The following is a 24,533-nucleotide window of genomic DNA, read 5'->3' as shown; positions in this document are numbered from 1 at the left end:
TTCGCGGGCAGATTTCATCGATCGTAAGATGTGTACCCAAAGATGTAAGCATCCACTCGGGGCAGCGGGGCACGGGAGGATGAAGATGAGACAGAGCCAGGCGGAGACGCGCCGCCAGAATGTCGCGAAGCGGTCGATGACCAAAGAGGCCAAGCAGCTGGCCGGTCTGATTGCGGGGTTGCGTGAATCCCTCGAAGGGATCCACAAGGAGCGGACGAGCGCGAAGCTCACCGGCGCCGAGATGGGCATGCTTGACGAGCGCCGTAACAATCTGCTGCTCACCATTGCAGCCCTCGATGACCGCCTCTCGGCGGTGCAGGGACTGATCGATCTCGGTCGCCCCCACATCATCCGCGTGCATTAGCGGAGCTCGGACATGGGACGATCGGTTCCGTCGCTGATGCGACGGACCGGCTTCCGGCCGCCGATTCAGCACGACATAGCACGACATGAAGACGGCGCCGTGCCGTCGCAGGCGGCCAGCCTGCGACGGGTGGAATCGCGTTCCCGTGGGCACGCGCGATGCCGAACGCCGGCGCCATGCCTGCGGATGGCACCAAATTGCCACGCTCCCGGCGAATTGCCGCCGCAGCCCGCTGCCACGAGGAGGTCGGGTGCAGGGCGACGCAAGGGGATGCGAATTGGCCTACAAGATGATCGCAGAACGCGACAACGAGAAATACAGTTTCGCCCGCGAGAGCCGGTTGCTCATCGTGGCGAAGGCAAAGGTGTGGGCGAGCGAAGGGTGGCGGGTCGTCGTCACCGACCAGGACGGCAAGGCCTATGCGCCGCCCGAATTCGATCAGCTGTCGGCGGCGTGACCGACGGGCTTCGCTCGAAAACGCTCTGGGGCCGACATTTGACATCGCTGTTTGGACTGGGGCGCGAGCGGATCGTGCCCGTGATGGGTCTTGCAGCCGCCGCCGTTGTGACGGCGACGGTTGCGGCCGCGCAAAATCTCGATGCCGGCAAGCCGCCTGCCAAGCTCTTCGCTGACGGCTGTGCGACGTGCCATCGCAGTCCGCGCGGCCTCGCCAAGGGGCGCTTCAGCCTGACGCTGTCCTGGTTCCTGAAGGACCATTACGCGACCAGCTCGGACTCCGCCAAGGTGCTCGCTGCCTATCTGGAATCGGTCGACGAGCCGCCGCCACGCGCCGCGGCCAAGCCCGCGAAGAAGCCCGCACGATCCACCCCGCGTCAGCCCAAGCCGATGCAGAGCCAGTAGGGCGAGCGGCTATCCGCGCCGGTAGGTCTGCGCGAGCAGACGTGCGTGCACGGCGCGTAGCTCGGCGTTCATGCGCGTCTGTCCCGTCGTGACATAGGAAAGCCAGGCGCCGTCGGCGGCCAGGCGCACCATTTGCAGATCGGGCGAGCCGTCGGTGGTGCGATGCCGCTTCAGGCGGGCCTTGATCCAGTCGTTCCAGAGCCGGCGCAGCGGCGGATCGGTGACGACGACCATGCTCAGCGCCGCCCATGGGGTCGTAAAGCCGAAGGTTCTGCCGGTGAATACCGCATTCACATAGGCGCGTGTAAAACTGCCGCGCGGCTTGGGATCGTTCTCGATCGCAGCGTCGATCTCGGCGTCGACGCGGGCAAGCAGCTCGGCGAAAAGGCCCTCGATCAACGCCTGCTTGCTGCCGAAGTGGTGGAACAGCCCGCCCTTGGTGACGCCGGCCGCCGCGGCGACTGCCTGCACCGTGATGCCGGCGACGCCATGGTCCATGGCGATCGCAGCGGCATGGTCGAGCAGGGCGCGCCGAACCTGCTCCGGCTGCTTGGCGCGGGCGTAGCGGTTTTCCGGCATCAATGCGCCGTGGTCTGCGAGAACAGGTTGATGACCACGACCCCTGAGACTATCAGTGCGATGCCGACGAAGGCCGCGGCGTCCAGCATCTGACGAAACAGCACGAAGGAGACAGCGGCGGTCAGGATGATGCCGACCCCGCCCCAGATCGCATAGGCGATGCTCAAGGGGATGACGCGGATCGCGACCGACAGCGCGTAGAACGAGGCGACATAGCACAGCACCATGGCCAGCGTTGGCCACGGGCGGGTGAACTGCGCGGATTGCTGCAGGAAGGCCGATGCCGTGACCTCGAGAATGATGGCGAGGGCGAGCATTGCGTAGGCGTTGAAGGCGGGGGTCATGGTCAGCTCGGAAAAGAGATACCGCGCGGTAGGTATGTTTAGCACGCGGCGCTTGGCTTTTCCCGGCAGCAAGTATCACGTCTGAGTGACGAGCCTGCGACGGTGCCGGAACGCGGCATGAAGCCGCCGCGCGATGGTTGCGCAGCGGCTCCAGGATTTCGTGGCGGTCAGAGCGGCGTCAGTTGATCCGCACGGTGAGCTCGACGTCTTCGGCGAAGGGCGTCGACATGTAGCCGCTGCCGGGCCTGCGCACGCGCGCCAGATAGTCCGGGCTGTCGTCGGCATTGTCGGCGACGATGATCGCACCAGGTCCGAGATGGTTTTCGAGCAGGTCGAGGATATCCGGGTAGAGCGCCTTGGCCCCATCGAGCAGCACGAGATCGATCGTAACAGGCAGATCGGCCTGAAGCGTCTTCAGCGCGTCGCCTTCACGGATTTCGACGAGATCGATCAGGCCGCCGGCGATGAGGTTTTCTCGCGCCCGCGCCGCCTTGGACGGCTCGAACTCGCTGGTGATGAGGCGGCCGCCGCCATTGTCGCGCAAGCCTGCGGCAAGGTGCAGCGTCGAGATGCCGAACGACGTGCCAAACTCCACGATCGTCCTCGCGCGGGAGCTGCGTGCCAGCATGTAGAGCAGTGATCCGGTCTCGCGCGAGACCGCGAGCGGTATCTCCTTCAGGCGTCCGTAGAGGTCGCGATAATCGGTCTTGCTCCGCATCATCCGCGCCCGGTCCGCATCGGACAAATCGGCGACGGCGGCTCGCATTGCACCGTTTGCCGCCTCGGCCTCGTCGAACAGGCGATCCAGCAGCGGCGCAAGCGATGTGATGGTTGGGGTGGTCATTTGAGGTCTCCAGATGTGGCGATGAGTTGGGTGCTTGCGTGCGGAGTGAAATACGACTAATTCGTCGCATTTCCTATTCGCATTCACCGGGCGCGCCATGGCCGATCGTCGAAGCCGTTCAGTTTCCTCACGAAAACAGCCGCAACAGGTCCGCTCCAACGAGCTGGTGGCGGCGATCCTGGATGCCGCTGTTCAGGTTCTGGCGAAGGAAGGCGCGCAGCGTTTCACCACGGCACGGGTGGCGGAGCGGGCCGGCGTGAGCGTCGGCTCGCTCTATCAATATTTTCCCAACAAGGCCGCGATCCTGTTCCGTCTCCAGAGCGACGAGTGGCGGCGCACCAGCGATCTGCTGCGCGGCATCCTTGCGGACCGGACGAAGCCGCCATTGGTGCGGCTGCGCGCGCTGGTCCATGCCTTCATCCGCTCCGAGTGCGAGGAGGCTGCAATCCGCATCGCGCTCAGCGATGCCGCGCCGCTCTATCGCGACGCGCCCGAGGCCCACGACGCGCGGGCCGCCGGCGAGGGGATCATCGCGGCGTTCATGCGGGAGGCGCTGCCCAAAGCCTCCGCTGCGCCACGCGCGCTTGCCGGCGAACTCATCAAGACGACGCTGAGTGAGGTCGGCAAGCGATTTTCGGAAGTGCCGCGCAGCGAGGCCGACGTCGCGCGTCATGCCGACGGGCTGGCCGACATGTTTTGTGCTTATCTCGGTGAGCTGGCGAGGCGCTGACGCGTGGCAGGCCTGCAGCCCGGATGGAGCGTAGCGTAATCCGGGACTCTTGCCGCGACATCAGGCCCCGGATTTCGCTACGCTCCACCCGGGCTACGCTTGCCACATCCGGCGTTTGACTCTACGGACCTCTCTCATGCTCGTCATCTCCATTCAAAGCCAGGTGGTCCATGGCCATGTCGGCAACAGCGCGGCGGCCTACGCTATGCAGGCGGAGGGCGTGAACGTTGCGGCGGTGCCGACGACGCTGCTGTCCAATCATCCGCGCTATCCGAGCCTGCATGGGCGGGTGCTGGAGACCGAGCTGGTCGCCGATCTTCTGAAGGGTGTTGAGGAGCGCGGGCTCGTCGACGAGGCGGCCGTGCTCGTGACCGGCTATCTCGGCTCGCCGGGCAATGCCGCCGTGATCGCCGATTTCGCCGAGCGGGCGCTGACGCGGAATACTGAGCTCGTCTATCTCTGCGATCCCGTGATCGGCGATGACGGCCGCGTCTATGTCGCCGACGGCATTTTGGACGTGGTCCGGCACCGGCTGCTGCCGGCGGCCAGGTTGACGACGCCGAACCAGTTCGAGCTCGAGCTGCTCTCAGGTCTCGCGATCGCGGATACGCAGGGCCTGCGCGCGGCGTGCGCTGCGCTGGCGGGGACCGGCCGCATCGACGTCGTCGCGACCGGCTGCACGCTCAGCGATACGGCAGAAGGGCACGTGGAGACGATCCTGTGCGCCGACGGGCAGGTGTCGCGCTTTGCAACGCCGCGTTTGCCGATCCGCCCTTACGGCACCGGCGATCTTCTTACCGGTCTTATCGCAGCCCATCTGGCCAAGGGCGAAGCGATTGAGGCCGCGGTGCGCCTTGCGGTCGACACCATCTTTGCCGTGCTGGTGCGAACGCAGGACGCCGGCACGGCCGAGATGCGGCTGGTGCCGTTGCCGATCCCGACGCGTAAGGCGTAACGGGCGTCAGGTCGCGCGCTTGCCGGTCGATTGCGCTGATTTTTGCGGCTTGGCCGGGCTCTTCTGCTCGCGCGCGGCCTGGGCCTTCGGCGGCTTGGCATGGGCCGCGGCGCGCACCACCTTCTTGGACTTCACGCTGGCGACTTGCTTTCCGTCTCCCGTGCCGCGGCGCGAGATGTATTCCGCGCCATCGACGGGGCCGACATGCGGCGGGTCACGGCCGAGATAGGGCCGGCCGATGCCGTAGGCCTTGCCGTTGGCGTCGACCCACTTCCACAGGATTTCGGTGGAGACCCAGCGCTGCGCGCGGTTATTGCCTTGCGTGCTGACGATGTCCGCCGCCATGCCGTGGCCGTAGCCGCCGCGCGTGCTGCCGCCGTGATAGGAACGGTCGGAGGCGGCCTTCAGGCCGCTCGCGATTGACTGTCTATAATCGTCTCGGAACGCGCTGGTGATGCCGGGCGAAAGGCCGGCGGCTTCCGCCGCGAGCAGCGTACGGAACAGCTTCCGCTTGAAGCTCTTGTCCATGCCGCCGATGACATAATCCATCATCGACATGCCGGCGTGCTCGGCGGCCTTCGGATCCTTCCAGCCGAAATCCTCATCGACCAGCTTGGTGAAGCTGCGCATCACCGTGACCGTCTTGCCCTTGCGCTTGATGGTGACGGCGCGGCGCTCCTGGACCTTGATCGAGTCTTCCTTTGCGGTGCGCTGATAGAGCGTCCAGAGATAGCGGTCGATGCAGGCATCCATGACGAAGCATTCGTCGAGCACGGCGACGGTATCGGCCGGCGGCGATGCCTTGCTCGCAGGGTTGACCGGGCCGCTGGCGATCGCCGCGGGAGACAGCGCGTCCGTCGTCACGATGTCGGTGGGATCGGCAGATGCGAGCTTGATCGGCTCCGGCGGCGCGACCGGGGCCGCCTCGCTGACGACGGATTCTGGTTCGGGTGTTATCTGCGGCGCGGGCGGTGCGTCCACCGGCAGGATCAGCGCCGGATCGGCCGAGGCGAGCTTGATTGCGGGAGCGGGCGTCTCGGGTGCCGCTTCAACGATTGTCAGGGCCGGTGCCGCAGCCAGGGCAGCGGCGATATCGGCGGTCAAGGCGATGCCGTCCTCGATCGTCGCAGCGCGCGGTACGTCGGCGAGGTCGAGCCGGCTGAGATCCTTAGCTTGGTCGTTGGCGTGATCCTTAGCGTGGTCCTTGGCGCGTGAGACGGCGGCCGCGTTGGCACCGCTGTTCTCGATGAGGGCAGGGGCATAGGCGGAGAGGGAGAGCGCCAGCCAGCCGGCGAGCACAGCCGAGGGGCACGTGACCGCCACTAGAAGAGACCGCCGATCGTCCATGATCCCTGCCTCCAAACGGTTCTGCCCGAACCCGTCTTGCCCGGACAGTGATGATGCAAACAGTCTGACGCAAACAGTCTTGCACGGAAAGGCACGCAGTGCGTCGATTGTTCGGAGGACCATGTGGCAGCGCAATGGCGCAAATCGGCGAAAACGGCTTTTCGCGGCACTGTTGCCGAGGTGCAACGCGGGTTCCACAAAAGTGTCTTGATCGCCGTGTCGTCGCAACCTTGTTGCGGGTAGCGCGTTCGGTCGCTCATGACGCATGCCACGCTTCGTCCCATGGACGCTTTCGATCCCACCGAGCCCGCCATCCTGCACGATCGCCTCACGGACACGATCATCACCTGGACCGCCGACCAGGCGGACGATTATCGACGGGCCAGCCGACCGGGCGGCGACGGAACCGTGGCCTGGAAGGCCTATGTCTTCGACGGCTGGGGCAACGTGCTCGGTGGCTGAGCACCGCCCATAAAGGCGCCATGTCGGACCCGGCGTGATTCGGCCAAGGCCTTGGACATGTTAAACATATCGCTATGCGCCGGACGCGCTGTTGCATTGCAACAAGGCGTGTCGCAATGCAGCAAAGCGAACCTAAATATGCTCCGACTCTTCCACTTCCGGAGCACCACCAATGAACAAGAAGACTTTGTCGATCGCCGCCGCCATCCTGACGATCGCGGGCAGCACCGCGGCTTTCGCCGCTGAACTGCCGACTTACGAGACCAATGGATTTCCGGTCTCGCCCTTGCAGGTTCGCGTCCTGGGTGCCGCACATGTCGAGCAGCAGGCTGCTGCGCCAACCACCGTCGCCTCGGCCCACCAGACGAAAGTGCTCAGCCCCCGCAAGCTGAAGACCGCTGACGTCACCACGGGCTCGGCCCGCTAAGCTCCATCGCTGAGAGATTGGCGGGTTCCGCGGAGAGGCGGAACCCGCCGTTTCATTTGACGTCCTCGACGCCGATGCTGCTTGCGTATCGCGCGCGCAGCCATCGTTGAAACTGTCCCGTGCGCAATCTCGCGCCAGCGCGCGTTGCGCAATGTCTCGGCGCGATCAATTGACATCGATGCGCTGATTGAGACGCCGGCCGCGAACAAGTTCGCGTGACTATGCCGGTTATGTATCCCCGTTCATAACGAGCGTGATCCTCTTAACATTTGTTTTGCAGACCGCATTGCCTGATGCGGCGGCCGCATCGTCGCGGCCAGTTTTTGAAATCATAATGGAGGCCATCATGCCGGTTGCGCAGAAAGTCGTTGCTGCTCCCACCTCGCCGCGTGCGTTCATTGTCAGGCACGCCGCTTTGTTCGCCGCCGCCGTGTTGTTCGTGTTCGTGCTGAGCCTGACATACGGCCTCGATCTCAGCCCGGGATTTTTCTGAGAGGTCTTCAAGCTGCGCGCTAAGCCCGCCGCACGCGCGCCGTGCGCAAACTCGACGGCGAGCGGCCGTAGAGCTCTGCGAAGGCGGCGTTGAACCTGCGTAGGCTGCCGAAGCCGGACTGGAACGCGATATCTGTCATGCTGTTCTCCCCGGCATCGAGCAGGCGCTTGGCGCGCTGGACGCGCAGCGTCTTGGCGAGCTGCTGCGGCGTGGCGCCGACGTGGCGCTCGAACAGACGCGCCAGATGACGCGACGAGATGCCGAGCCGCATCGCCAGGTCGACCACCGAGCCTTCGTCGAGCGCGCCGCCATCGATCAGCTTCATGGCGCGCGCCACCGTGGAGCGCGTGCCGTTCCAGGCCGGGCAGAACGGCGCAGTCTCGGGGCGGCAGCGCAGGCATGGCCGGAAGCCGGCGGCCTCGGCCGCCGCCGCCGTCGGATGATAGGTTACGTTGCGCGTCAGCGGCTGCTTGGCCGGACAGACCGGGCGGCAGTAGATGCCGGTGGTTCTCACCGCGGTGAAGAAGCGGCCGTCGTAACGGGGATCGCGGCGCAGGCGGGCGGCGTTGCAGGTCTCGAAGCTCAGCATGGCCGGATCATAGCGCATGGCGATGGGGCCGGAAGGGCTGCGGGATGACCGAGTCCGATTGTGGCGAGCTGCAACGCCCACCGCGGCCTAGAAGGTGGCCGCAATGCAAGCCAGGGAGCGCACCATGTCCAGCCCGAGAGAGATTGTCCTGAACGCCTGGAAAACCTTTTCGTCGCGGGATGCGCTGCGTATCGCCGCATTGTTCACCGACGACGCCGAATGGATCGCGCCGAAGGGCAACGCCACCGCGGTCGCGCTCGATCACACCGACCACATGGTCGGCGCGGGCCAGATCGCGCGCTTCATCGCCCAGGAGATGCACAAGATGTTCTCGAACATCGATATCGCGTTTCGCGGCGTGTACGCCGACGGCGACGTCGTGATCGTGGAGGAGCGGATGCGCGCCACGCTGACCGGCGGCAAGCCTTACGAGAACGACTATTGCTTCGTGTTCACGGTGGCGGGCGACAGGATCCGCGAAGTGCGCGAATACATGGATACGCGCAAGGGATGGCGGATGGTGTTCGAAGAGCGGGCGTGACGGGCCATTCGGGCCACGAATCCCGCCGCGTGTCAGCCCTGCACCTGCGTGGGTTGAGCCGATGGAGGCGCTGACATAAGGCTTGATCCATGGATCAGCGGACGAGCGGCGCCGACGCTCTTTCTCAGAAGCACGATGCGGCGCCGGCATTGCTCGGCGTCACCTGCGGCCTGGCCGCGGCGCTGTTCTGGGCGCTCGGCTTCGCCGGGACACGGCACGGGCTCAAGGTCGGCTTCACGCCGGTCGATCTGCTGGTGCATCGCTATGTCTGGTCGGGGATCGCATTCCTGCCGCTGGTCCTGCGCGCCGGCATTGGGGATCTCTGCGGCATCGGCTGGGGCAGGGGTCTCGTGCTGATGGTGCTCGGCGGCCCCGTGATGTCGCTGATCTCCTACACCGGCTTCCTGTTCGTGCCGCTCGGCCACGGCAGCGTGATCCAGCCCTCCTGTGCCACGCTCGGCGGCCTCTTGCTGGCTGCACTGTTCCTGAAAGAGCACGTCTCCGCCTCGCGCCTCGTCGGTGCGCTCGTCATCGTCGGCGGTCTCGGCGTGATCGGCGCGGAATCGATCGGCCATATCGGGGCCGACGGCGTGCTCGGGGATTTGATCTTCGTGCTCACCGGACTGATGTTCGCCGGCTTCGGCACGGCGCTGCGGCACTGGCGCGTCTCCGCCGTGTCGGCCGCGCTGGTCATCAACGTGCTTTCGCTGCTCTTGTTGCCAATCTATGTCGCGACCGTCGGGCTTGCTCACGTCGCGGCGATCGGCGTCGCCGAAAATGCCATCCAGGCGCTGGCGCAGGGCGTGCTGGCCGGCCCCGCCGCGCTCTATCTGTTCGCCGTCTCGGTGCAGCGCCTCGGCGTTGCCCGCGCCGCGGTGTTTCCGGCCTGCGTGCCGGCGCTGACGCTGCTCACCGGCTGGTTGCTGCTCGGCGAGCCGCCGACGATGTTGCAGACCGCGGGCCTCGTGACGGTGCTGTGCGGGTTTTACCTGGCGCAGCGGCAGCGGTAGCCAGCTCGCGGCTACGCCTTCCTCACGAACTCCGACTTCAGGTTCATCGCGCCGATGCCGTCGATCTTGCAGGCGATGTTGTGACCATCGGTTGCGTCCTGCAGGCGGATGTTGCGCACCTTGGTGCCGCCCTTCACCACCGAGGAGGAGCCCTTGATCTTGAGATCCTTGATCACGATGACGCTGTCGCCGTCAGCGAGCGCATTGCCGTTGGCATCGCGCACGCCGGCATCCTGCGCTGTCTCCGCGGCCGCCTCCGCCGCACCGCTCCATTCGTGGCCGCATTCCGGGCAGACCCAGAGATCGCGGTCCTGATAGGCGTGTTCGGAGCTGCAGGCGGGGCATTTCATCGTGTCGGTCATACTTCTCGTCTCGCTTCTGTGCTGCCGGCGTCGCTTTTTCGAAGCGGCGGACACGTCGCTCCAGCTCTGGCTACGGGCCTCGCGTCAGGCCCTTGACGCAGATCAATTTCATCGGCCTGCGCCGACTTACGCTTCGTGTGCCGGCGAAGCAACAGCGAGGGAAGCGCCATGTCGCACAGTACCCGAATCTATCTCGGTCTCGCTCTTCTGGTCGTATTGTCGGTGCTGTTTCTGTTCAGCGTCGTCCACACTGCTGCCGGGGCTCCGCGGTCGGGCCCGCGCGCGGTTGCCGAAGGCCATCGCCTGGCGCAAGCGTGGTGCCAGAGTTGTCACGCGGTCGAGCCGGGTATGGCCGGCTTCTTCGACGAGGCGCCGAGCTTTCAGTCCATCGCCGACCGCAGCGGCACCACCGCGTTGTCGCTCAAGGTGTTCTGGCAGACCAGCCACCAGAACATGCCGAACCTCGTGATCGCGCAGGGGCAGGCGGATGTGCTGTCGGCCTATATCCTGAGCTTGCGAGGCAAATGAGGGCGGCCAACTCGATTTTTCGAAAACAACCCCATGCACAGTAGGAATGGCCTTGAAACTCCTCATGTTTTCGGTAATGCCGAAGAGGTGTTTGCGGCGTCGGGCAAAACAGGGGCAGAATGACATGGTGCCACCCGTCGGGTGAGACGGTCGCTGCGTAGCCCGGATGGAGCGCGAGCGGAATCCGGGGGCCAGCGTGCGGCAACATCCCGGATTGCGCTGCGCCCCATCCGGGCTACGCTCGCCGCGCAACTGCGCAGCGAGTCCGAGATGAGCTTCCTCCTCAACATCGATGTCCCCGATATCGAGCAAGCCACGACGTTCTACACCGAAGCCTTCGGCCTCACGGTCGGCCGCCGCTTCGGCACCGGCTTCGTCGAGCTGCTCGGCTGGCCGGCGCCGGTCTATCTCTTGACCAAGCAGGCCGGCACGGTCGGGGCCGGCGGCGACCGCCGCCGCTACGAACGGCACTGGACGCCGGTGCATGTCGACGTCGTCGTCGACGATGTCGATGCCGCGGTCGAACGCGCGCTGCGCGCCGGCGCGATCCTGGAGGTGCCGGCGAGCGATGCGCCCTATGGCCGGATTGCTATGCTGGCCGATCCGTTCGGGCACGGGTTCTGCCTGCTGGCCTTCAGCGAGAAGGGATACGATGCGCTTTTGGAAGCGGACTAATCCGTAGCCCGGATCGAGCGCAAGCGTAATCCGGCACGCTTGCCCCGCGGACACAAGACCCCGGATTGCGCTACGCTCCATCCGGGCTGCGAATCCAATATCGGGGCGACATGCCGAAACGCGCGAAAAGCAAACCGACACGGAAACTGAAGACCTACCAGACCTCGCTCGGCTTCTACGACCAGGCCATCGCCGCGCCCTCGATGAAGGCGGCGCTCGAGGCCTGGGGCGCCAGCTCCAATCTGTTCCATCAGGGCGCCGCGAAGGAGACTGACGATCCTGATATCGTCGCGGCGACCTTGGCGAAGCCGGGGGTCGTGCTCAGGCGCCCGGTCGGATCGGACGGGGCGTTCAGGGAGAGCGCCGAGCTGCCCACCGATCTCGCCGAGGAGCATTCCAGCCCCAAACGCAAACCCAAGCGTCCGGCCAAGAAACCCAGGACCACCAAGAAGCCTCCGCGCAAGCTCGACGACCAGGCGGCCCGCAAGGCCGCCGCGGCGTTCGAGAAGGAGGAGCGGCGGCGCGAGGCCGAGCGGCGCAAGGAGGAGGCCGCCCGCGCCAAAGAGCGCGTGCGGCGCGACAAGGCGGTCGCCGCAGCCGAAGCGGCGCTGGACAGAGCGAGGCGGGAGCACGAGGCGAAGACGGAGGAGATCGAGGCCGCGCGCGCCGCGCTCGACGACCGCGCCGAGGCCGAACAGACCCGCTGGGACAAGCAGCGGATGAAGCTGCAGGAGGCGTTGCGCCGCGCGCGGGAGTAGCGCGGCGCCCCCGTTCACGCATCCATGAAACGTGCCGTCCCCGAGACCCGGATTGAGCTGCCGCGGGCCTCGCCGATCTCCGCGCGGATCAGCGACCGCGCGCCCATGTCCTCGCCCTGGACGATGTCGATGGCGCCGCCATGGGGCCAGCCGAGATCGCGCAAATAGCCTGCAAACGCGGCGGCCGCCGCGCCCGTGGCGGGATCTTCGACGACGCCACCGGCGGCGAACGCGTTGCGCACGTGAAAGAGTTGCGCGCTCTCCACATTGACGAGCGCGATGGTGACGAGCCCGGCCTGCTCCATCAGGGCGCGGCCGCGCGCGAAATCATAGGTCATGCGGGCGAGCGCCTCGCGGGATTTGAGGCCGAGGACGGCATGATCGGCCCCGGCATGAATTTTCGCCGGCGGGAGTCCGGGATCGAGATCGGAGGCCGCATAGCCGAACAGATCCAGCAGCTGATCCCGCAGCGATGGATCGAGCGGCGCGCTGCGGGTCGGCGGCGATTGCAGCGCCGCCGCGATGGTGTTGCCGTCGCGGCGTCCCGAAACCGAGATGGCAGCCTCGTTCAAATGCAGCTGGAAACGCCGGTCGCCGTGCTGGTGCGCGAGCGCCGCGCCCAGGGCAATCGTCGCATGGCCGCAGAACGGCACTTCCATGGCGGGCGAGAAATAGCGGACGCGCCAGGCCTCGCCCTCGGGCGCGGCAAAGGCGGTTTCCGAGAAGCCGACGTCCGCTGCGATCACCTGCATCCTGGCTGCATCCGGCAGGGCGTCGCCGATCCAGATGCCGGCGGGATTGCCGCCCATGTTGCCGTCGGAAAACGCCGCGATACGAAGGACTGTTGTCATGGGGGATCCTGTATGTTGCCTTCAGTAAGGCCAACGGGTCGGCGCGACGCACCGGGAGCGGTTGCCCGGCAGCAATTCCTTACCATGGCGTCCGCTCCCCGTCGCAGCGGCGAAGGCGCGGTTCCATGCCTATATGAGCTGCGGTCTCATACAGGTTCTTCATGCCCGAAAACAAACAAAAGTCCGCAAGCCCGATGGTCGTGCGGCCGCGCCGCGCGGCGCCGGTGCTGGTCTGCCGCAAATGCCTCAAGCGCAGCGATGACGGCCGCGACGTCAGGCGTGCGCTGAAATCCGAGCTGAAGGCGCGCAAGCATGACGGCAGCAAGCCGGCCAAGCTGATCATGACCGGATGTTTCGGCCTGTGCCCGAAGAAGGCGGTCGTGCTCGCCAGCGGCACGAGCCTGGCGCGGCAAGAATATGTGCTGGTCGCGGACGGCGACCAGGTGCCGTGGGCGCTCAAGCTGCTGAACGGCGAACGCGGTGGCTGATCTTTTCCGTCGTCGCCGCGCGGGCCGCCGCGACAGCCTCCGCGACACTTGGGCAGCTCGTTGATCTGGATCAACGGCCCCGCGCGCGATCATCGGACCTTGGCCGCATCGTTCGGAGGAAATTTCATGGTCCGTTTGAAGGCGGCAGCTGCCGCACTGTTTGCTGCCATGCTGACGGTCTCGCAGGCCGAGGCCCAGGTGACGGTCGACGTGTCGAAGATCACGTGCGACCAATACATTACCCAGCGCATCACCCACACTCGCAGCGTTAACATCTGGATAAGCGGCTTCTACGCCGGGCGGCGCAACGACCCGGTTCTCGATACCCAACAATTGGAGCGGAATTCGAGCAAGCTGTCCCGCTTCTGCGAGCAGAATCGCGACATGCTGCTGCTCGATGCCGTGGGCGCCTTGAAGAAGTAGGTGACGTATCCTTTACCATAGAAGCTTGTCCCGGCCGAACTGCGACAAGATTAGGGCTCGCGGAAAAATTCTGCGCTAGCGTGCTCCGATCACGGCGGCCTCGATCCGTTTCGACGCCGCCGCAGGATTTTTCGGAGCTGTCATGAGCGATCTTCGCGCCGCCCTCAGGCATCACACCTTGCGGACCGGCCTTGTCGAATTCGACAATGGCAGCGGCAGCATCGTCAGCGTGCCCTGCACGATCCGCGATGTCTCCGCCACCGGCGCGCGGCTGCAGCTCAACAGCTCGGCATGGATCGCAGAGCAATTCTCGCTGATCTTCAGGGGCGGCCTGCGCAAGGACTGCCGGCTCGCCTGGCGCAGGGAACGCCTGATCGGCGGCGCGTTCACCGCGGCTTATGCGAGCGCGACCGAGCAGGCGGCGATGATGACCGCGGACGAGCAGGCCCGGCACCGGCTCGGCATCGGCGCGCGCGTCAAAGCCGCGCGCGAGGCCCGCGGCTACACGGAAAGCCAGCTCGCCGAGCACCTGGGTGTCGCGCCGGCGTTCGTGGCCGAGGCCGAGCGGGGCGACGTTGATATTCCGTTGTACCAGCTGATGCACATCGCCGATCTGCTGATGGTCGGGTTCGACGGGCTGGTTGCGGGGCCGGTGCCTGAGGAGGTCGAGGCGTAGGGCCAGGCTCGCGGAAACGCCTGAGCGCGCCGCTCGAAGGAGGGTCGCGAAAAAATCTCGCGCGAAATTTGCTTGCCTTGCCCCACATCCTTTTGCACTCTTCGCGCGAAGGAGACCCGTGCATGACAAGAACAACCGCCGCCTGCGCGCTCGGAACCGCCCTGGTGCTGTGCAGCCTTGCAACGTCAGGCGCCGAGGCCCGTACGCGCAAGGCCGTCGTCGTCCGCGCGCCGCAAGAGCGCCTCATCGTCACCGCGCCCGTGCTGCGGCCGACGCCGTGGGATTACAACGTCGTTCCGCGTTATCGCTACCGCCCCGAGGACGACAAGGTCGATCCCTACGGCCCGCCGATCGTGCCGTCCTATGTGCGCTATCAGGGATGGCGCTGGCCGTATTGGTGGTAGGGGCCGGTTGACGCGCTTCAGCTCCGGCGCCGCTTGGTCGCCTGGCCGATCACCCTGGGATGAGAGAAGTCGGCTTCGCTTTCAAGCGTTTGCGCGGGGTTGCTGACGGGGCCGGTGAAGGCGTTCGTCCACTCTCCCAGCATCTCGTCGCGATCCGGCCAGGCGTCCATGGATTCCTGGTCGCGGTACATCGCAAAGGGGCGAAGCGTGCTCTCGTAGAAATCGACCTGCGCATGCGTGCGATACTGCTGTGGCTGGTAGCCGTTCCAGTGCACGAGCTGGCCGAGCGGCCGGCGGTAGCGGCGGTCCTGGTCGATTGCGGGATAGCCGATCGGGATCGTTCCATAGGCCGTCATCCATGACGGATAGCCCAGGACCTCCGCGAGCTCTCGATTGGTCTCGGCCTCGCCGCCACCGGAGAGCCAAGCCGAGGTCAGCCCTTCCGCGGTGACGCCGAGCTGGATGTTCTGGATGGCCGCGCCCAGCGAGCAGTAGAAGATCGCCTCGTTGTTGTCGCGATACTCGGCGTCGAATTGGGGCGAGGTCGCCTGCGGAAAGCAGACCTTCCAGCGGGGATCGCCGAGCACGAGAATGATCGCGACCGTGTTGGCGAGATAGGTCTTCTTCACGGCCGGAAAGCCCTTGGCGTGGTCGACCAGCCGCTGCGCCTGGCGCAGGAACACCGCGAGCACTTTGTCGCGCATTGCGGGATCATCGACGACGATGAAGTCCCAGCACTGCACGTTCGCCCCCGACGGCGCCCAGCGCCCGCAATCGACGATCCGCTCCAGCACGTCACGCCCGACGCTGCGGCCGGATTCGAACTTCCGCACGCTGCGGCGCTTGCGAATGACGTCCTGGAAGAGGGGGGCGTCGGTCATCTGGCTGTCCTCCCGGTGTTTGTTTGACGGGAGTGTAGGGCGGGAGGGGCGTTGGCGAAAGCGCGAGGTTGGCGCAATGCGTTGATTTGAGTTCGTAGCCCGCTCGCAACTTTGTCACCCCGGCTTGCGTCCGCTGATCGCGTGCGCGCGGGCGCTGTAGGTGATGCGGCCGTCCGCATCAGCGGGCAACCGCGCGCTCACGCGCTGCATGAGCGCGGTGACATCGGCCGCCGGCATGGCGGCGATCACGGGCGCGGTGGAGGGGGCCTTCGTCTCCACGGTCCAGAATTCGTCGAAATCGGCAAACGTCCGCTGCACGGTGATCTCGCGGGTCTCGATCTGCTGTAGGCCGGCCGCGCTCCAGAAGCCCTGAAGCGCCGCAAGGGACGACACTTCCATATGCGGCGGACGCGTCAGCGACAGCCCCATCGCGCGCATCTCGTCGAGGATCGGATCGAGCGGAAATCCGCCGCCCAGCATGTCCCACATGTAGGTCGCAACGAGGCCGCCGGGACGAACGACCCGCGCCAATTCCGCGACGCTCTTCGCAGCATCCGGCACGAACACGAGAACCAGCGCCATCACTGCGACATCGAAACTTGCGGCCGGAAACGGCAGCGCCATGGCATCGCTGGTCTGAAACATTGCGCCGCGCGCGGCCTGGCGCGTGCGGGCGAAGGCGAGCTGTCCCTCGGAAGGGTCGATGCCCTGCACCTCGAGCGGGGCGCAGCGCGCAACGATGAGCTCGGTGAAGGCGCCGCTGCCGCAGCCGACCTCGATCCAGCGCAGGCCTTGTCCCGGCTTCAGCCAGTCGAGAAAGACCTCGCCGACCGACCGGCTCCACACACCCATCATCTGCTCGTAAGCGGCACCGTCATCGAAGCGAAGCTCGGCCATGAAACGGCTCCCTCAATGTTTCCACAGGGCAATGCGCGGGGCCTTCGAGGTTAACACATTGGTTATGTCTTTGCGGTCATTTTCGCGACCTCAGTCAGCGAGGAGACACCATGTCCGACATCACCATTCCCGGCGGCAAGATCCGTTCCTTCGTCGAGCGGATCGAGAACCTCGACACGGAGATGCAGGAGTTGAGCGAGCAGAAGAAGGAAGTCTTCGCGGAAGCCAAGGGCGACGGTTTCGACGTGAAGATCCTCAAGGAGATCATCAAGCTGCGCAAGGAAGACAAGAACGAGCGCGACGAGCGCGAAAGCCTGCTCGACCTCTACATGCGCGCGATGGAGACCGCATCGCCGGAGCAGGCGAAGGCGGCGTGAGAGGAGCGGGTTGATGGGTGAGGCGAGGCGGCCGCGGTCCCCGGGATTGCGGTCGTCATGCGGTGGCAACGACCCAAGGTAATGCATCGTCATTCCGGGGCGCGCGAAGCGCGAACCCGGAATCCATCGCGCCACCTGTCATGCCATCAGATGGATTCCGGGCTCGCGCCCAAGCGGGCGCGCCCCGGAATGACGGCGCGCCATCAATAGCGGCTGCCGCTGCCCTTCTGCTGGGTGATCCAGTCCGACAATGATTTCGGTTTCGCTTTCACCATCCGGACGGGTGACGCCTTCGCATTGCCGCGAACGCCCTTCGCCGGACCGGTGCGCGTCGCTTGCGATGCACCTGCGCCCTTCAAGGAAGCCGCCGATGCCTCCGCGGCTTCCTTCTCCAGGCGCAACTGCTTCAATCGCGCCATCTTGAGGCGCTCCGCCTCGACTTCGGGGCGCTCGGCGAGCTGCGGCCTGGCTTGCGCCAGCTCTGCCGAAACCAGCACACCGAGAATGGTCGTCTCGCCAAGCGCCTTGCAGGCCTCCAGCCGATGCAGTCCCTCGACCAGAACGAGGCGGTCTCCGTCACGCCTGATGGAAATGGGGGTCTGTTGCCCAATGTCCAGCATGCTTTCCGCGATCTCCGCGACCGTCTCGGGCTTGAGAGCCTTCTTCTGCTTGGTGGGAACGAAGATTGTCTCGATCGGGAAGCTTTCCGGTTTGGGCATAATTTGACTCCGCTGCTACCGGGCGCGTCGGAATGCATGCCGGTGGGGGTGGGAGTCTAGGGCGGAAGGGCTCGACCGCAAAGGCAATTTCGGCGGCGGGGCGTGAGGAACGAAATGCGAAAGCGTTCGATTGATAGGCATCACCACACGCTCACAGGAGACACGGATGGAACTGTCCGGGAAGAAGATCGCGATTCTCGCTACCAATGGCTTCGAGCAATCGGAACTCGAAGTGCCGCGTGACGCACTCAAGGCGGCCGGTGCGACCGTGGAGATCATTTCGCCGCAAGCTGGCGAGATCAAGGGCTGGGACGAGAAGGACTGGGGCCGCCCCGTCAAGGTCGACAAGACCCTCGATCAGGCCACCGCCGCCGACTATGACGCGCTCGTGCTGCCCGGCGGGCAGATCAACCCCGACCTGCTGCGCGTCGAGCCCGAGGCGCTTCAATTCATTAGAAGCGTCTTCGATGCCAAGAAGGTCGTCGCCGCGGTCTGCCACGCGCCCTGGCTACTGATCGAGACGGGGATCGCGAAGGGCCGCCGGATGACGTCGTACAAATCGATCAAGACCGACGTCGCCAATGCCGGGGCGAAGTGGGAGGATTCGGAGGTCGTCGTCGATCAAGGCGTCATCACCTCGCGCAACCCCGGTGACCTCAAGGCGTTCAGCGCGAAGATCATCGAAGAGGTGAAGGAAGGTCGCCACATGCAGCGCAGCAGCGCGGCTTAGCCACGATTGCGGTGACGGCGCACTGAGTCGACGCCACCCGGCGGTGGTCGTGGACGAGGGGCGGGAGCAATGTTTAGTGCACTGTCACTGTAACTGGTTCGCTTCGGAGTAGCTCGTAGGATGGGTTGAGCCCTTGCGAAACCCTTCTTCGCCGTGGGTGCTATTGATGGGTTTCGCTGCGCTCAACCCATCCTACGAGCTGCATCAAACTTAAGCGGCAATGGCCACGTAAGGCGGTCGCTTAATCAGCCGCCGCGCCCCAAAGGAAGCTGTTGCTGCGAGTTCTCGGTTTCCTTTTTCTTTCTTCGCTCCGGCTTATTGCGCGGCCTTATTTCGACGGTTGCCAGTTTGAACTTCCTTCGCGTGGAGCCATCCGTGCCGAAGACAACACCATTCAGCAGCTTCAAGGCACTGAATAGTTCGTCAACCTCAATCTTCCGACATTTTCCAACTTTGAATTTTGCATTCTTTACCGATCGCAAATAGCGCTCATCCACAAAGCCACGGTTATGCGCAATGATGTTTAGAGATTAGCTCAACGACAGCATCGCGCTTCGATGCAGGGACCTTGATTTGAATTCCTCGTTCGTCGCACCATTTTTGGAGGTCGGCGAATCCGTCGTAAGACAGCGTGTTGACCCGGCGCTCGATAACGTCATGCACCAAGCTTTCGATACTGCCATGCTTCAAAATATCTTCTAGCGAAATGGATTGCTGCTTAGTGCTGAGCATGGACGGCTTTGAGCGCAAAACTTCCCGGATAAGATCGACAAGGTACTTTTGGAAGTTATCGACCTGCCTGGCGACAAACATTTCAAGAAGAGCTTGGCTGTTCTGTCTGAGAAAAATCGTGCGATTTCCAGGGTCGATTTAGCCAGGTCGATAGGCTCCTTGACCTTCGTTTCAGCTCCATCAAGAGCGTGTTTCGCGACGTGTACTACATAGTCGCTCGAAACTACCGTGTCGCAAATGAAGCTAAAAAATCGTAAGTCGGCTATCGAAGCGCGACTGTATGCCTGTAACGCGCTTGTGCCTCGTGTCGGTGGCATGGGAAGTAAGTCACCACCTTCCCTGTCACGCCCATTTTTGCTAATGTCCATCGCGTGATCTTCCGTGATCGTTCCGGTCTAAAAACCCTGCCGAGTAGCCCCCTGCGAACTGGCAACAGTACGTACAACAAACGACTCCGGGCCCTCGAAAAAACCGTGAAAACAAGCTTCAGGGGATTACGGTGACAGCGCACTCAATTGCTTCGCGCGCCACGCGAGCTGAAGCGCCGTAAATCCAAATGTCTCGATTGCTCAGGCGGCGTGTTCCGTGGACCGCGTGATGTCGCCGCGTCCCGCGAGGAGGCCGGCAATCGAAATATCCTCATCGAGCGCTTCCCAGTGCAGCCCGACTCGGCTTAGTTCGACCTGCTCGCGCTCGGCTGGTGTCGCGTGCAGCAGCCGCGGAAACCAAGCTAGCGGAATACCGAGGGTCCGGCCGTCCGACAATTCGACCCACATCGTGTGTTCGTCAAAGCGAACGCTAGTTGCCGAAATGGTCATGCCAGGCCTTCAGGAGAAGATCGCGGTTGTCTTCGACGACGCGCAGGATATTCGAAAGTTCCCGCGGATTAAAGCCGTAACTGTCCGCAATGGAGATGGCGGGTTCGAGCCAGATCTTGGCGTCCTTGCCGCCGCCTTTGACATGGACGTGGGGCGGCTCGGGCGGCTGCCCTTCGTTCGAGAAGAAATAGTAGCGCAAGCCGCCCTGGCGTAATGCAACCGGCATCGGTGCCTCCGGGCGGCTTGCGCTGTTGATATCAGCTACACCCCGTCGTGCTGCCGCAAGTATCGCACTTCATGCATGTGCCATTCCGAACCAGCGTGAAGTTGCCGCACTCCGAGCACATCTCGCCCTCGTAGCCCTTGGCCTTGGCCTCCGCGCGGCGCTCGGCCTTGCTGGGGACGGCGGTGGCGGCGCTGCCGGCCTTGCTCCATTGCAGGGCTTCCAGCTTCTCCGTCGGCGAGAGGTCGTGCTGGACTTCCTGCTTCAGGGCGACGGCGCCTTCGAGGGCATCGCCGACACGGGCGCTGGTGGCGTGGGCCGCCATCGCCGTGACCTTGCTGCCGCCTGAGGGCGCGCTGTCGTTGCCCTGGGTGACTGCGGCGCTGCCGCCGCGCATCACGACGAGGTTGTCGGTCCGGGAGCGGGTGAGGCCGCGCGAGACCAGGCGGGTGGCGTGGTGGCCGCCGTCCTCGTCCGGCTCCTTGCCTTCCTCGACGCCCTTGCCGAGCGCGTCGAAGCCGGTCTCGTTGGGATCGACATGGGCGAGGTCGAAGCGCGACATGTAGCTCACCGCGAGCTCGCGGAAGACGTAGTCGAGGATCGAGGTTGCGTACTTGATGCTGTCGTTGCCCTGCACGGGGCCCGCCGGCTCGAAGCGGGTGAAGGTGAAGGCATCGACGTATTCATCGAGCGGCACGCCATATTGCAGACCGAGGGAGACCGCGATCGCAAAATTGTTGATGAAGGAGCGGAGCGCGGCGCCTTCCTTGTGCATGTCGATGAAGATCTCGCCGAGACGGCCGTCGTCATATTCGCCGGTGCGCAGGTAGACCTTGTGGCCGCCGACGACCGCCTTCTGGGTGTAGCCCTTGCGTCGGTCAGGCATCTTCTCGCGCTCGCGCATCACGATGATGCGCTCGACCAGCTTCTCGACGATCTTCTCCGAGACCTGCGTGGCACGCGCCGCCATCGGCTTCTCGTAGAGGCTCTCGACCGCATCGTCCTCGTCCTCGTCGTCGCTGATGAGCTGCGAGTTGAGCGGCTGGGAGAGCTTGGAGCCGTCGCGATAGAGCGCGTTGGCCTTCAGCGCGAGCTTCCACGACAGCATGTAGGCGGACTTGCAGTCCTCCACCGTGGCGTCGTTCGGCATGTTGATGGTCTTGGAGATCGCACCCGAGATGAAGGGCTGGCTAGCTGCCATCATGCGGATGTGGCTCTCGACCGACAGATAGCGCTTGCCGATCTTGCCGCAGGGATTGGCGCAGTCGAACACCGGATAGTGCTCGGCCTTGAGGTGCGGAGCACCTTCCACCGTCATCGCGCCGCAGATGTGGACGTTGGCCGCCTCGATCTCGCGCTTGGTGAAGCCGACGGCCTGGAGGAGGTCGAAGCCCGGAGCCGCAATGGCTTCGGCGCCGATGCCGAGCTGGTCGCGGATGAAATCCTCGCCAAAGGTCCACTTGTTGAAGGCGAACTTGATGTCGAAGGCGGTCGGCAGCGCCTTCTCGACCTTGGCGATGGCTTCATCGGTGAAGCCCTTGGCCTTGAGGGTCGAGGCGTTGATGCCGGGCGCGTTGGAGAGCGAGCCGTGGCCGACGGCGTAGGCCTCGATCTCCGCGATATCAGCTTCGCGATAGCCGAGCGCGCGCAGCGCCGCGGGAACCGCGCGGTTGATGATCTTGAAGTAGCCGCCGCCGGCGAGCTTCTTGAATTTTACAAGGGCGAAGTCCGGTTCGATGCCCGTCGTATCGCAATCCATGACGAGGCCGATCGTGCCGGTGGGCGCGATCACCGTGGTCTGGGCGTTGCGATAGCCGTGCTGCTCGCCGAGCTCGAGCGCCGCATCCCAGGCCGCCTGCGCGTGGCTGACGAGGTCAGCCTGCGGGCAGGAGACGAGGTCCATCGGCACCGGGTTGACGGACAGCGCCTCATAGCCGTTGGACTGGCCGTGCGCGGCGCGGCGGTGGTTGCGGATGACGCGCAGCATGTGCGCGGCGTTCTTCTTGTAGCCGGGGAAGGTGCCGAGCTCGGCCGCCATTTCGGCCGAGGTCTTGTAGGTGATGCCGGTCATCACGGCGGTCAGCGCGCCGGCGATCGCACGGCCTTCCTTAGAGTCATAGGGCAGGCCCATGGTCATCAGGAGGCCGCCGATATTGGCGTAGCCGAGGCCGAGCGTGCGGAACTCGTAGGAGAGCTCGGCGATCGCCTTCGACGGGAATTGCGCCATCATCACCGAGATTTCGAGCACGATGGTCCAGAGCCGGCAGAGATGCTCATAGCTCTCGACGTCGAAGCGCTTGGTCTCGGTGTTGTAGAAGGTCAGCAGGTTGGCCGAGGCGAGGTTGCAGGCGGTGTCGTCCAGGAACATGTATTCCGAGCACGGGTTCGACGCGCGGATGTCGCCGGACGCCTTGCAGGTGTGCCAGTCGTTCATGGTGGTGTTGAAGTGCAGGCCCGGGTCGGCCGAGGCCCAGGCGGCGTAGCCGATCTTCTCCCAGAGGTCGCGCGCCTTCAGCGTCTTCGTCACCTTCTTGGAGGTGCGGGCGTTCAGATTCCAGTCGCCGTCGGTCTCGACCGCGCGCAGGAAGTCGTCCTTCAGCGAGACCGAGTTGTTGGAATTCTGGCCGGAGACCGTGAGATAGGCTTCGCTGTCCCAGTCGGTGTCGTAGGTGTCGAACGCGATGTCCTTGTAGCCCTGCTTGGCAAACTGGATGACGCGCTTGATGTAATTGTCAGGCACGAGGCTGCGGCGCGCGAGCTTGATCTCGCGGCGGAGCGCCGGGTTCTTCTCGGGGTCGAAGCAATCGTCGCCCGAGCCTTCGCAGTTGACGCAGGCCTTCAGCACCGCCTTGAGGTGCTTCTGGTTGATCTTGGATCCCGTGACGAGGGCGGCGACCTTCTGCTCCTCCTTCACCTTCCAGTCGATATAGGTTTCGATGTCGGGGTGGTCGACGTCGACGACGACCATCTTGGCGGCGCGGCGCGTGGTGCCGCCCGACTTGATCGCGCCCGCGGCGCGGTCGCCGATCTTGAGGAAGCTCATCAGGCCGCTCGACCGGCCGCCGCCGGAGAGCTTTTCGCCTTCGCCGCGCAGGCGGGAGAAGTTGGAGCCGGTGCCGGAGCCGTATTTGAACAGGCGGGCCTCGCGGACCCAGAGGTCCATGATGCCGCCTTCGTTGACGAGGTCGTCACCAACGCCCTGGATGAAGCAGGCGTGCGGCTGCGGGTGCTCATAGGCCGACTTGGACTTGGTCAGCTTGCCAGTGAAGGGGTCGACGTAATAATGGCCCTGGCCGGGGCCGTCGATGCCATAGGCCCAGTGCAGGCCGGTGTTGAACCATTGCGGCGAGTTCGGCGCGACCATCTGCATCGCGAGCATGTAGCGCAGCTCGTCGTAGAAGGCCTGGGCGTCCTCGTCGGTCGAGAAATACTTGCCCTTCCAACCCCAATAGGTCCAGCAGCCGGCGAGGCGGTCGAACACCTGCTTGGCCGAGAGCTCGCTGACATAGCGCTCTTTCTCGGGCAGGGCTGCGAGGGCGTCGGTGTCGGGCACGGAACGCCACAGGAAGGAGGGGACGGATTCCTCCTCGACCTTCTTCAGGAGCGCGGCAACGCCCGCTTTGCGGAAATACTTCTGGGCGAGCACGTCGGAGGCGACCTGCGACCACTCGGTCGGGACCTCGACGCCGTCCAATTTGAACACGACCGAGCCGTCGGGATTCCTGATCTCCGACGTGGTCAGCCGGAAATCGATCCCGGCGTAAGGTGACTGTCCTACCGTGGTGTGGCGCCGCTCAATCCGCATCGTCTTGCCCCGTCCTTAAGTTTGACCGGTCCAGCCTCCGTTCAGGCCTGCCGGTCGACATTTCGTTTCGCGGCGCCTTCGGCCCGTTCGGCCTTTGGCAACCGCAGTTCAGCCGGTGGACCCGGCCCTTGTTCTCCCGACGCGGTGGTTCGATGCGCGCACCGATCACCCGCCGGCATGCCCAGGCCCATCCGCCCCCAAGGGGATGAGCCCGACACGCGTTCAACGCCCCACCGTCACAACGTCTCTCACTTCACGCAGGTGCCGGTTTGCACCAGCGTGAAATCTGCCATCCGAGCCTGTTGTCGGCCCGTTCGGCGCCCGAAGAGTCTGCCTTTCGCGGGCAGACAAGCCCTCATCCGCTGCCTTTGGCTGGCCGACGGAGGTGAAGATTTGCGAGACCCTTTAGGGGAGTGCCGGCGGGACGCAAACTCACTCGCGCCGAACGGACCGAAAGCTAGGACTCTCCGTTGCGCCCGTCAAGAACTAGTGCGGGTTCCTGAATCAAATACTAAATATGGTGGATTGTGGGGGATAACAGGGGTCGGTGCCGCGCCTGTTGTGTGCCCAAGTATCAGTGAGTCCTCAGAGATTCCCAACCGAAAAAATTTGCATTCGGTGATGCTGCAGATGCTTCATC

General features: G+C 64.7%; 34 protein-coding genes. 19 read left to right on the top strand and 15 right to left on the bottom strand.

All coding sequences use genetic code 11. From position 1 onward, the window contains the following. The first annotated feature begins 85 nt into the window (after nt 1–85). The 3 genes from XH83_RS19005 to XH83_RS18995 all read left to right on the top strand — a co-directional run bounded on the left by XH83_RS19005 (nt 86) and on the right by XH83_RS18995 (nt 1,225). Entirely contained in the window at nt 86–364 is a 279-nt protein-coding gene (locus XH83_RS19005; protein ID WP_194402340.1) for a hypothetical protein, read from the top strand. A 250-nt stretch (nt 365–614) separates the two neighbouring features. Then, nucleotides 615–821: a hypothetical protein gene (locus XH83_RS19000; protein WP_194402339.1), complete on the top strand. Its 207-nt coding sequence runs from the start codon at nt 615–617 to the stop codon at nt 819–821. 83 nt (nt 822–904) lie between these two features. Continuing rightward, the gene (locus tag XH83_RS18995; RefSeq protein WP_194408313.1) at nt 905–1,225 is read left to right on the top strand and encodes a hypothetical protein; all 321 of its coding nucleotides are present in this window, start codon (nt 905–907) and stop codon (nt 1,223–1,225) included. Between the two features lie 9 nt (nt 1,226–1,234). Here the strand turns inward: XH83_RS18995 and XH83_RS18990 are convergent, their stop codons facing one another. The 3 genes from XH83_RS18990 to XH83_RS18980 all read right to left on the bottom strand — a co-directional run bounded on the left by XH83_RS18990 (nt 1,235) and on the right by XH83_RS18980 (nt 2,992). Continuing rightward, nucleotides 1,235–1,804 (bottom strand): TetR/AcrR family transcriptional regulator, encoded by a 570-nt coding sequence (locus XH83_RS18990; RefSeq protein ID WP_194402338.1) that lies wholly within the window; start codon nt 1,802–1,804, stop codon nt 1,235–1,237. After that, nucleotides 1,804–2,148 (bottom strand): multidrug efflux SMR transporter, encoded by a 345-nt coding sequence (locus XH83_RS18985; RefSeq protein ID WP_194402337.1) that lies wholly within the window; start codon nt 2,146–2,148, stop codon nt 1,804–1,806. The genes XH83_RS18990 and XH83_RS18985 overlap by 1 nt, the downstream gene beginning before the upstream one ends. A gap of 178 nt (nt 2,149–2,326) precedes the next feature. Then, nucleotides 2,327–2,992 (bottom strand): O-methyltransferase, encoded by a 666-nt coding sequence (locus XH83_RS18980; protein WP_194402336.1) that lies wholly within the window; start codon nt 2,990–2,992, stop codon nt 2,327–2,329. A 97-nt stretch (nt 2,993–3,089) separates the two neighbouring features. Between XH83_RS18980 and XH83_RS18975 the strand changes: the two genes are divergently transcribed. Both XH83_RS18975 and pdxY read left to right on the top strand, forming a co-directional pair. Further along, nucleotides 3,090–3,722 carry a TetR family transcriptional regulator gene (locus XH83_RS18975; RefSeq protein ID WP_194402335.1) on the top strand — a complete coding sequence of 211 codons (633 nt, stop codon included), beginning with the start codon at nt 3,090–3,092 and terminating at the stop codon, nt 3,720–3,722. A 136-nt stretch (nt 3,723–3,858) separates the two neighbouring features. Continuing rightward, complete coding sequence (gene pdxY, locus XH83_RS18970; protein ID WP_194402334.1) at nt 3,859–4,677, top strand: pyridoxal kinase; 819 nt, start codon at nt 3,859–3,861, stop codon at nt 4,675–4,677. Nucleotides 4,678–4,683: 6 nt separating this feature from the next. On the opposite strand, the gene XH83_RS18965 is transcribed toward pdxY, so the two are convergent. Next, nucleotides 4,684–6,024, bottom strand: coding sequence for a hypothetical protein (locus tag XH83_RS18965; RefSeq protein ID WP_194402333.1), 1,341 nt, complete (start codon nt 6,022–6,024; stop codon nt 4,684–4,686). 282 nt (nt 6,025–6,306) lie between these two features. On the opposite strand from XH83_RS18965, the gene XH83_RS18960 reads away from it, so the two are divergent. The 3 genes from XH83_RS18960 to XH83_RS18950 all read left to right on the top strand — a co-directional run bounded on the left by XH83_RS18960 (nt 6,307) and on the right by XH83_RS18950 (nt 7,406). Continuing rightward, nucleotides 6,307–6,486, top strand: coding sequence for a hypothetical protein (locus tag XH83_RS18960; RefSeq protein WP_246776266.1), 180 nt, complete (start codon nt 6,307–6,309; stop codon nt 6,484–6,486). A gap of 172 nt (nt 6,487–6,658) precedes the next feature. After that, nucleotides 6,659–6,913, top strand: a complete 255-nt coding sequence (locus XH83_RS18955) for a hypothetical protein (RefSeq protein WP_194402331.1) — start codon at nt 6,659–6,661, stop codon at nt 6,911–6,913. 334 nt (nt 6,914–7,247) lie between these two features. Further along, complete coding sequence (locus tag XH83_RS18950) at nt 7,248–7,406, top strand: hypothetical protein (protein ID WP_194408503.1); 159 nt, start codon at nt 7,248–7,250, stop codon at nt 7,404–7,406. Nucleotides 7,407–7,425: 19 nt separating this feature from the next. On the opposite strand, the gene XH83_RS18945 is transcribed toward XH83_RS18950, so the two are convergent. Beyond that, a complete protein-coding gene (locus tag XH83_RS18945; protein WP_194402330.1) occupies nt 7,426–7,995 on the bottom strand; it encodes a bifunctional transcriptional activator/DNA repair enzyme AdaA in 570 nt (189 codons plus the stop codon). A gap of 124 nt (nt 7,996–8,119) precedes the next feature. On the opposite strand from XH83_RS18945, the gene XH83_RS18940 reads away from it, so the two are divergent. After that, a complete protein-coding gene (locus tag XH83_RS18940; RefSeq protein WP_194402329.1) occupies nt 8,120–8,536 on the top strand; it encodes a nuclear transport factor 2 family protein in 417 nt (138 codons plus the stop codon). A gap of 89 nt (nt 8,537–8,625) precedes the next feature. Then, nucleotides 8,626–9,546 (top strand): DMT family transporter, encoded by a 921-nt coding sequence (locus XH83_RS18935; protein ID WP_194402328.1) that lies wholly within the window; start codon nt 8,626–8,628, stop codon nt 9,544–9,546. 11 nt (nt 9,547–9,557) lie between these two features. Here XH83_RS18935 and XH83_RS18930 read toward each other — a convergent pair whose 3' ends face one another. Next, entirely contained in the window at nt 9,558–9,908 is a 351-nt protein-coding gene (locus tag XH83_RS18930) for a zinc ribbon domain-containing protein YjdM (RefSeq protein WP_194402327.1), read from the bottom strand. Nucleotides 9,909–10,076: 168 nt separating this feature from the next. On the opposite strand from XH83_RS18930, the gene XH83_RS18925 reads away from it, so the two are divergent. The 3 genes from XH83_RS18925 to XH83_RS18915 all read left to right on the top strand — a co-directional run bounded on the left by XH83_RS18925 (nt 10,077) and on the right by XH83_RS18915 (nt 11,869). Then, a complete protein-coding gene (locus XH83_RS18925) occupies nt 10,077–10,436 on the top strand; it encodes a cytochrome c (protein ID WP_194402326.1) in 360 nt (119 codons plus the stop codon). Between the two features lie 270 nt (nt 10,437–10,706). Further along, complete coding sequence (locus XH83_RS18920; protein ID WP_194402325.1) at nt 10,707–11,111, top strand: VOC family protein; 405 nt, start codon at nt 10,707–10,709, stop codon at nt 11,109–11,111. 110 nt (nt 11,112–11,221) lie between these two features. Next, nucleotides 11,222–11,869, top strand: a complete 648-nt coding sequence (locus XH83_RS18915; protein ID WP_194402324.1) for a cell envelope biogenesis protein TolA — start codon at nt 11,222–11,224, stop codon at nt 11,867–11,869. Nucleotides 11,870–11,883: 14 nt separating this feature from the next. Here the strand turns inward: XH83_RS18915 and XH83_RS18910 are convergent, their stop codons facing one another. After that, nucleotides 11,884–12,720, bottom strand: coding sequence for a PhzF family phenazine biosynthesis protein (locus tag XH83_RS18910; protein WP_194402323.1), 837 nt, complete (start codon nt 12,718–12,720; stop codon nt 11,884–11,886). A gap of 161 nt (nt 12,721–12,881) precedes the next feature. Between XH83_RS18910 and XH83_RS18905 the strand changes: the two genes are divergently transcribed. From XH83_RS18905 to XH83_RS18890, 4 genes are all read left to right on the top strand, one after another. Then, nucleotides 12,882–13,208: a (2Fe-2S) ferredoxin domain-containing protein gene (locus tag XH83_RS18905; RefSeq protein WP_194402322.1), complete on the top strand. Its 327-nt coding sequence runs from the start codon at nt 12,882–12,884 to the stop codon at nt 13,206–13,208. A gap of 60 nt (nt 13,209–13,268) precedes the next feature. Further along, nucleotides 13,269–13,631 carry an HdeA/HdeB family chaperone gene (locus XH83_RS18900; protein WP_246776265.1) on the top strand — a complete coding sequence of 121 codons (363 nt, stop codon included), beginning with the start codon at nt 13,269–13,271 and terminating at the stop codon, nt 13,629–13,631. Nucleotides 13,632–13,773: 142 nt separating this feature from the next. Beyond that, on the top strand, nt 13,774–14,307 hold the full coding sequence (locus XH83_RS18895) for a helix-turn-helix domain-containing protein (RefSeq protein ID WP_194402321.1): 534 nt from the start codon (nt 13,774–13,776) through the stop codon (nt 14,305–14,307). 122 nt (nt 14,308–14,429) lie between these two features. Further along, a complete protein-coding gene (locus tag XH83_RS18890) occupies nt 14,430–14,711 on the top strand; it encodes a hypothetical protein (protein ID WP_194402320.1) in 282 nt (93 codons plus the stop codon). A gap of 17 nt (nt 14,712–14,728) precedes the next feature. Here XH83_RS18890 and XH83_RS18885 read toward each other — a convergent pair whose 3' ends face one another. Both XH83_RS18885 and XH83_RS18880 read right to left on the bottom strand, forming a co-directional pair. Next, nucleotides 14,729–15,592, bottom strand: coding sequence for a nitroreductase family protein (locus tag XH83_RS18885; protein ID WP_194402319.1), 864 nt, complete (start codon nt 15,590–15,592; stop codon nt 14,729–14,731). 114 nt (nt 15,593–15,706) lie between these two features. Continuing rightward, a complete protein-coding gene (locus XH83_RS18880) occupies nt 15,707–16,489 on the bottom strand; it encodes a class I SAM-dependent methyltransferase (RefSeq protein WP_194402318.1) in 783 nt (260 codons plus the stop codon). A gap of 110 nt (nt 16,490–16,599) precedes the next feature. Between XH83_RS18880 and XH83_RS18875 the strand changes: the two genes are divergently transcribed. Then, the gene (locus XH83_RS18875) at nt 16,600–16,866 is read left to right on the top strand and encodes a DUF2312 domain-containing protein (RefSeq protein ID WP_097660861.1); all 267 of its coding nucleotides are present in this window, start codon (nt 16,600–16,602) and stop codon (nt 16,864–16,866) included. Between the two features lie 203 nt (nt 16,867–17,069). On the opposite strand, the gene XH83_RS18870 is transcribed toward XH83_RS18875, so the two are convergent. Further along, nucleotides 17,070–17,585, bottom strand: a complete 516-nt coding sequence (locus XH83_RS18870; protein WP_194402317.1) for a ParB N-terminal domain-containing protein — start codon at nt 17,583–17,585, stop codon at nt 17,070–17,072. Between the two features lie 166 nt (nt 17,586–17,751). Between XH83_RS18870 and XH83_RS18865 the strand changes: the two genes are divergently transcribed. Next, nucleotides 17,752–18,315 carry a type 1 glutamine amidotransferase domain-containing protein gene (locus XH83_RS18865; protein WP_194402316.1) on the top strand — a complete coding sequence of 188 codons (564 nt, stop codon included), beginning with the start codon at nt 17,752–17,754 and terminating at the stop codon, nt 18,313–18,315. Nucleotides 18,316–18,560: 245 nt separating this feature from the next. Here the strand turns inward: XH83_RS18865 and XH83_RS18860 are convergent, their stop codons facing one another. From XH83_RS18860 to XH83_RS18840, 5 genes are all read right to left on the bottom strand, one after another. Next, nucleotides 18,561–18,812, bottom strand: a complete 252-nt coding sequence (locus XH83_RS18860) for a hypothetical protein (protein WP_194402315.1) — start codon at nt 18,810–18,812, stop codon at nt 18,561–18,563. Nucleotides 18,813–18,822: 10 nt separating this feature from the next. Beyond that, nucleotides 18,823–19,128 (bottom strand): Ish1 domain-containing protein, encoded by a 306-nt coding sequence (locus XH83_RS18855; protein WP_194402314.1) that lies wholly within the window; start codon nt 19,126–19,128, stop codon nt 18,823–18,825. A gap of 488 nt (nt 19,129–19,616) precedes the next feature. Beyond that, nucleotides 19,617–19,865, bottom strand: coding sequence for a DUF2442 domain-containing protein (locus XH83_RS18850; RefSeq protein WP_194402313.1), 249 nt, complete (start codon nt 19,863–19,865; stop codon nt 19,617–19,619). Further along, a complete protein-coding gene (locus tag XH83_RS18845) occupies nt 19,846–20,091 on the bottom strand; it encodes a DUF4160 domain-containing protein (protein ID WP_194402312.1) in 246 nt (81 codons plus the stop codon). Before XH83_RS18845 ends, XH83_RS18850 begins: the two co-directional genes overlap by 20 nt. A gap of 31 nt (nt 20,092–20,122) precedes the next feature. Next, a complete protein-coding gene (locus XH83_RS18840; RefSeq protein ID WP_194402311.1) occupies nt 20,123–23,893 on the bottom strand; it encodes a vitamin B12-dependent ribonucleotide reductase in 3,771 nt (1,256 codons plus the stop codon). Nucleotides 23,894–24,533: the final 640 nt, after the last annotated feature.

It is taken from the genome of Bradyrhizobium sp. CCBAU 53351, assembly GCF_015291745.1.
In the GTDB taxonomy this organism is placed as follows: Bacteria; Pseudomonadota; Alphaproteobacteria; order Rhizobiales; family Xanthobacteraceae; genus Bradyrhizobium.
This window is presented reverse-complemented; position numbering and strand designations above follow the sequence as displayed.

Excerpts from the sequence above, each read along its gene's own strand:
- XH83_RS18850 (WP_194402313.1), bottom strand. The coding sequence starts at position 19,865 with ATGACCATTTCGGCAACTAGCGTTCGCTTTGACGAACACACGATGTGG.
- XH83_RS18855 (WP_194402314.1), bottom strand. The coding sequence starts at position 19,128 with ATGTTTGTCGCCAGGCAGGTCGATAACTTCCAAAAGTACCTTGTCGAT.
- XH83_RS18995 (WP_194408313.1), top strand. The coding sequence starts at position 905 with ATGGGTCTTGCAGCCGCCGCCGTTGTGACGGCGACGGTTGCGGCCGCG.
- XH83_RS18985 (WP_194402337.1), bottom strand. The coding sequence starts at position 2,148 with ATGACCCCCGCCTTCAACGCCTACGCAATGCTCGCCCTCGCCATCATT.
- XH83_RS18965 (WP_194402333.1), bottom strand. The coding sequence starts at position 6,024 with ATGGACGATCGGCGGTCTCTTCTAGTGGCGGTCACGTGCCCCTCGGCT.
- XH83_RS18950 (WP_194408503.1), top strand. The coding sequence starts at position 7,248 with ATGGAGGCCATCATGCCGGTTGCGCAGAAAGTCGTTGCTGCTCCCACC.
- pdxY (WP_194402334.1), top strand. The coding sequence starts at position 3,859 with ATGCTCGTCATCTCCATTCAAAGCCAGGTGGTCCATGGCCATGTCGGC.
- XH83_RS18935 (WP_194402328.1), top strand. The coding sequence starts at position 8,626 with ATGGATCAGCGGACGAGCGGCGCCGACGCTCTTTCTCAGAAGCACGAT.
- XH83_RS18990 (WP_194402338.1), bottom strand. The coding sequence starts at position 1,804 with ATGCCGGAAAACCGCTACGCCCGCGCCAAGCAGCCGGAGCAGGTTCGG.
- XH83_RS18865 (WP_194402316.1), top strand. The coding sequence starts at position 17,752 with ATGGAACTGTCCGGGAAGAAGATCGCGATTCTCGCTACCAATGGCTTC.
- XH83_RS18905 (WP_194402322.1), top strand. The coding sequence starts at position 12,882 with ATGCCCGAAAACAAACAAAAGTCCGCAAGCCCGATGGTCGTGCGGCCG.
- XH83_RS18940 (WP_194402329.1), top strand. The coding sequence starts at position 8,120 with ATGTCCAGCCCGAGAGAGATTGTCCTGAACGCCTGGAAAACCTTTTCG.
- XH83_RS18870 (WP_194402317.1), bottom strand. The coding sequence starts at position 17,585 with ATGCCCAAACCGGAAAGCTTCCCGATCGAGACAATCTTCGTTCCCACC.
- XH83_RS18975 (WP_194402335.1), top strand. The coding sequence starts at position 3,090 with ATGGCCGATCGTCGAAGCCGTTCAGTTTCCTCACGAAAACAGCCGCAA.
- XH83_RS18845 (WP_194402312.1), bottom strand. The coding sequence starts at position 20,091 with ATGCCGGTTGCATTACGCCAGGGCGGCTTGCGCTACTATTTCTTCTCG.
- XH83_RS18840 (WP_194402311.1), bottom strand. The coding sequence starts at position 23,893 with ATGCGGATTGAGCGGCGCCACACCACGGTAGGACAGTCACCTTACGCC.
- XH83_RS18960 (WP_246776266.1), top strand. The coding sequence starts at position 6,307 with ATGGACGCTTTCGATCCCACCGAGCCCGCCATCCTGCACGATCGCCTC.
- XH83_RS18915 (WP_194402324.1), top strand. The coding sequence starts at position 11,222 with ATGCCGAAACGCGCGAAAAGCAAACCGACACGGAAACTGAAGACCTAC.
- XH83_RS19005 (WP_194402340.1), top strand. The coding sequence starts at position 86 with ATGAGACAGAGCCAGGCGGAGACGCGCCGCCAGAATGTCGCGAAGCGG.
- XH83_RS18910 (WP_194402323.1), bottom strand. The coding sequence starts at position 12,720 with ATGACAACAGTCCTTCGTATCGCGGCGTTTTCCGACGGCAACATGGGC.
- XH83_RS18920 (WP_194402325.1), top strand. The coding sequence starts at position 10,707 with ATGAGCTTCCTCCTCAACATCGATGTCCCCGATATCGAGCAAGCCACG.
- XH83_RS18980 (WP_194402336.1), bottom strand. The coding sequence starts at position 2,992 with ATGACCACCCCAACCATCACATCGCTTGCGCCGCTGCTGGATCGCCTG.
- XH83_RS18880 (WP_194402318.1), bottom strand. The coding sequence starts at position 16,489 with ATGGCCGAGCTTCGCTTCGATGACGGTGCCGCTTACGAGCAGATGATG.
- XH83_RS18930 (WP_194402327.1), bottom strand. The coding sequence starts at position 9,908 with ATGACCGACACGATGAAATGCCCCGCCTGCAGCTCCGAACACGCCTAT.
- XH83_RS18955 (WP_194402331.1), top strand. The coding sequence starts at position 6,659 with ATGAACAAGAAGACTTTGTCGATCGCCGCCGCCATCCTGACGATCGCG.
- XH83_RS18945 (WP_194402330.1), bottom strand. The coding sequence starts at position 7,995 with ATGCTGAGCTTCGAGACCTGCAACGCCGCCCGCCTGCGCCGCGATCCC.
- XH83_RS18875 (WP_097660861.1), top strand. The coding sequence starts at position 16,600 with ATGTCCGACATCACCATTCCCGGCGGCAAGATCCGTTCCTTCGTCGAG.
- XH83_RS18885 (WP_194402319.1), bottom strand. The coding sequence starts at position 15,592 with ATGACCGACGCCCCCCTCTTCCAGGACGTCATTCGCAAGCGCCGCAGC.
- XH83_RS18925 (WP_194402326.1), top strand. The coding sequence starts at position 10,077 with ATGTCGCACAGTACCCGAATCTATCTCGGTCTCGCTCTTCTGGTCGTA.
- XH83_RS18890 (WP_194402320.1), top strand. The coding sequence starts at position 14,430 with ATGACAAGAACAACCGCCGCCTGCGCGCTCGGAACCGCCCTGGTGCTG.
- XH83_RS18895 (WP_194402321.1), top strand. The coding sequence starts at position 13,774 with ATGAGCGATCTTCGCGCCGCCCTCAGGCATCACACCTTGCGGACCGGC.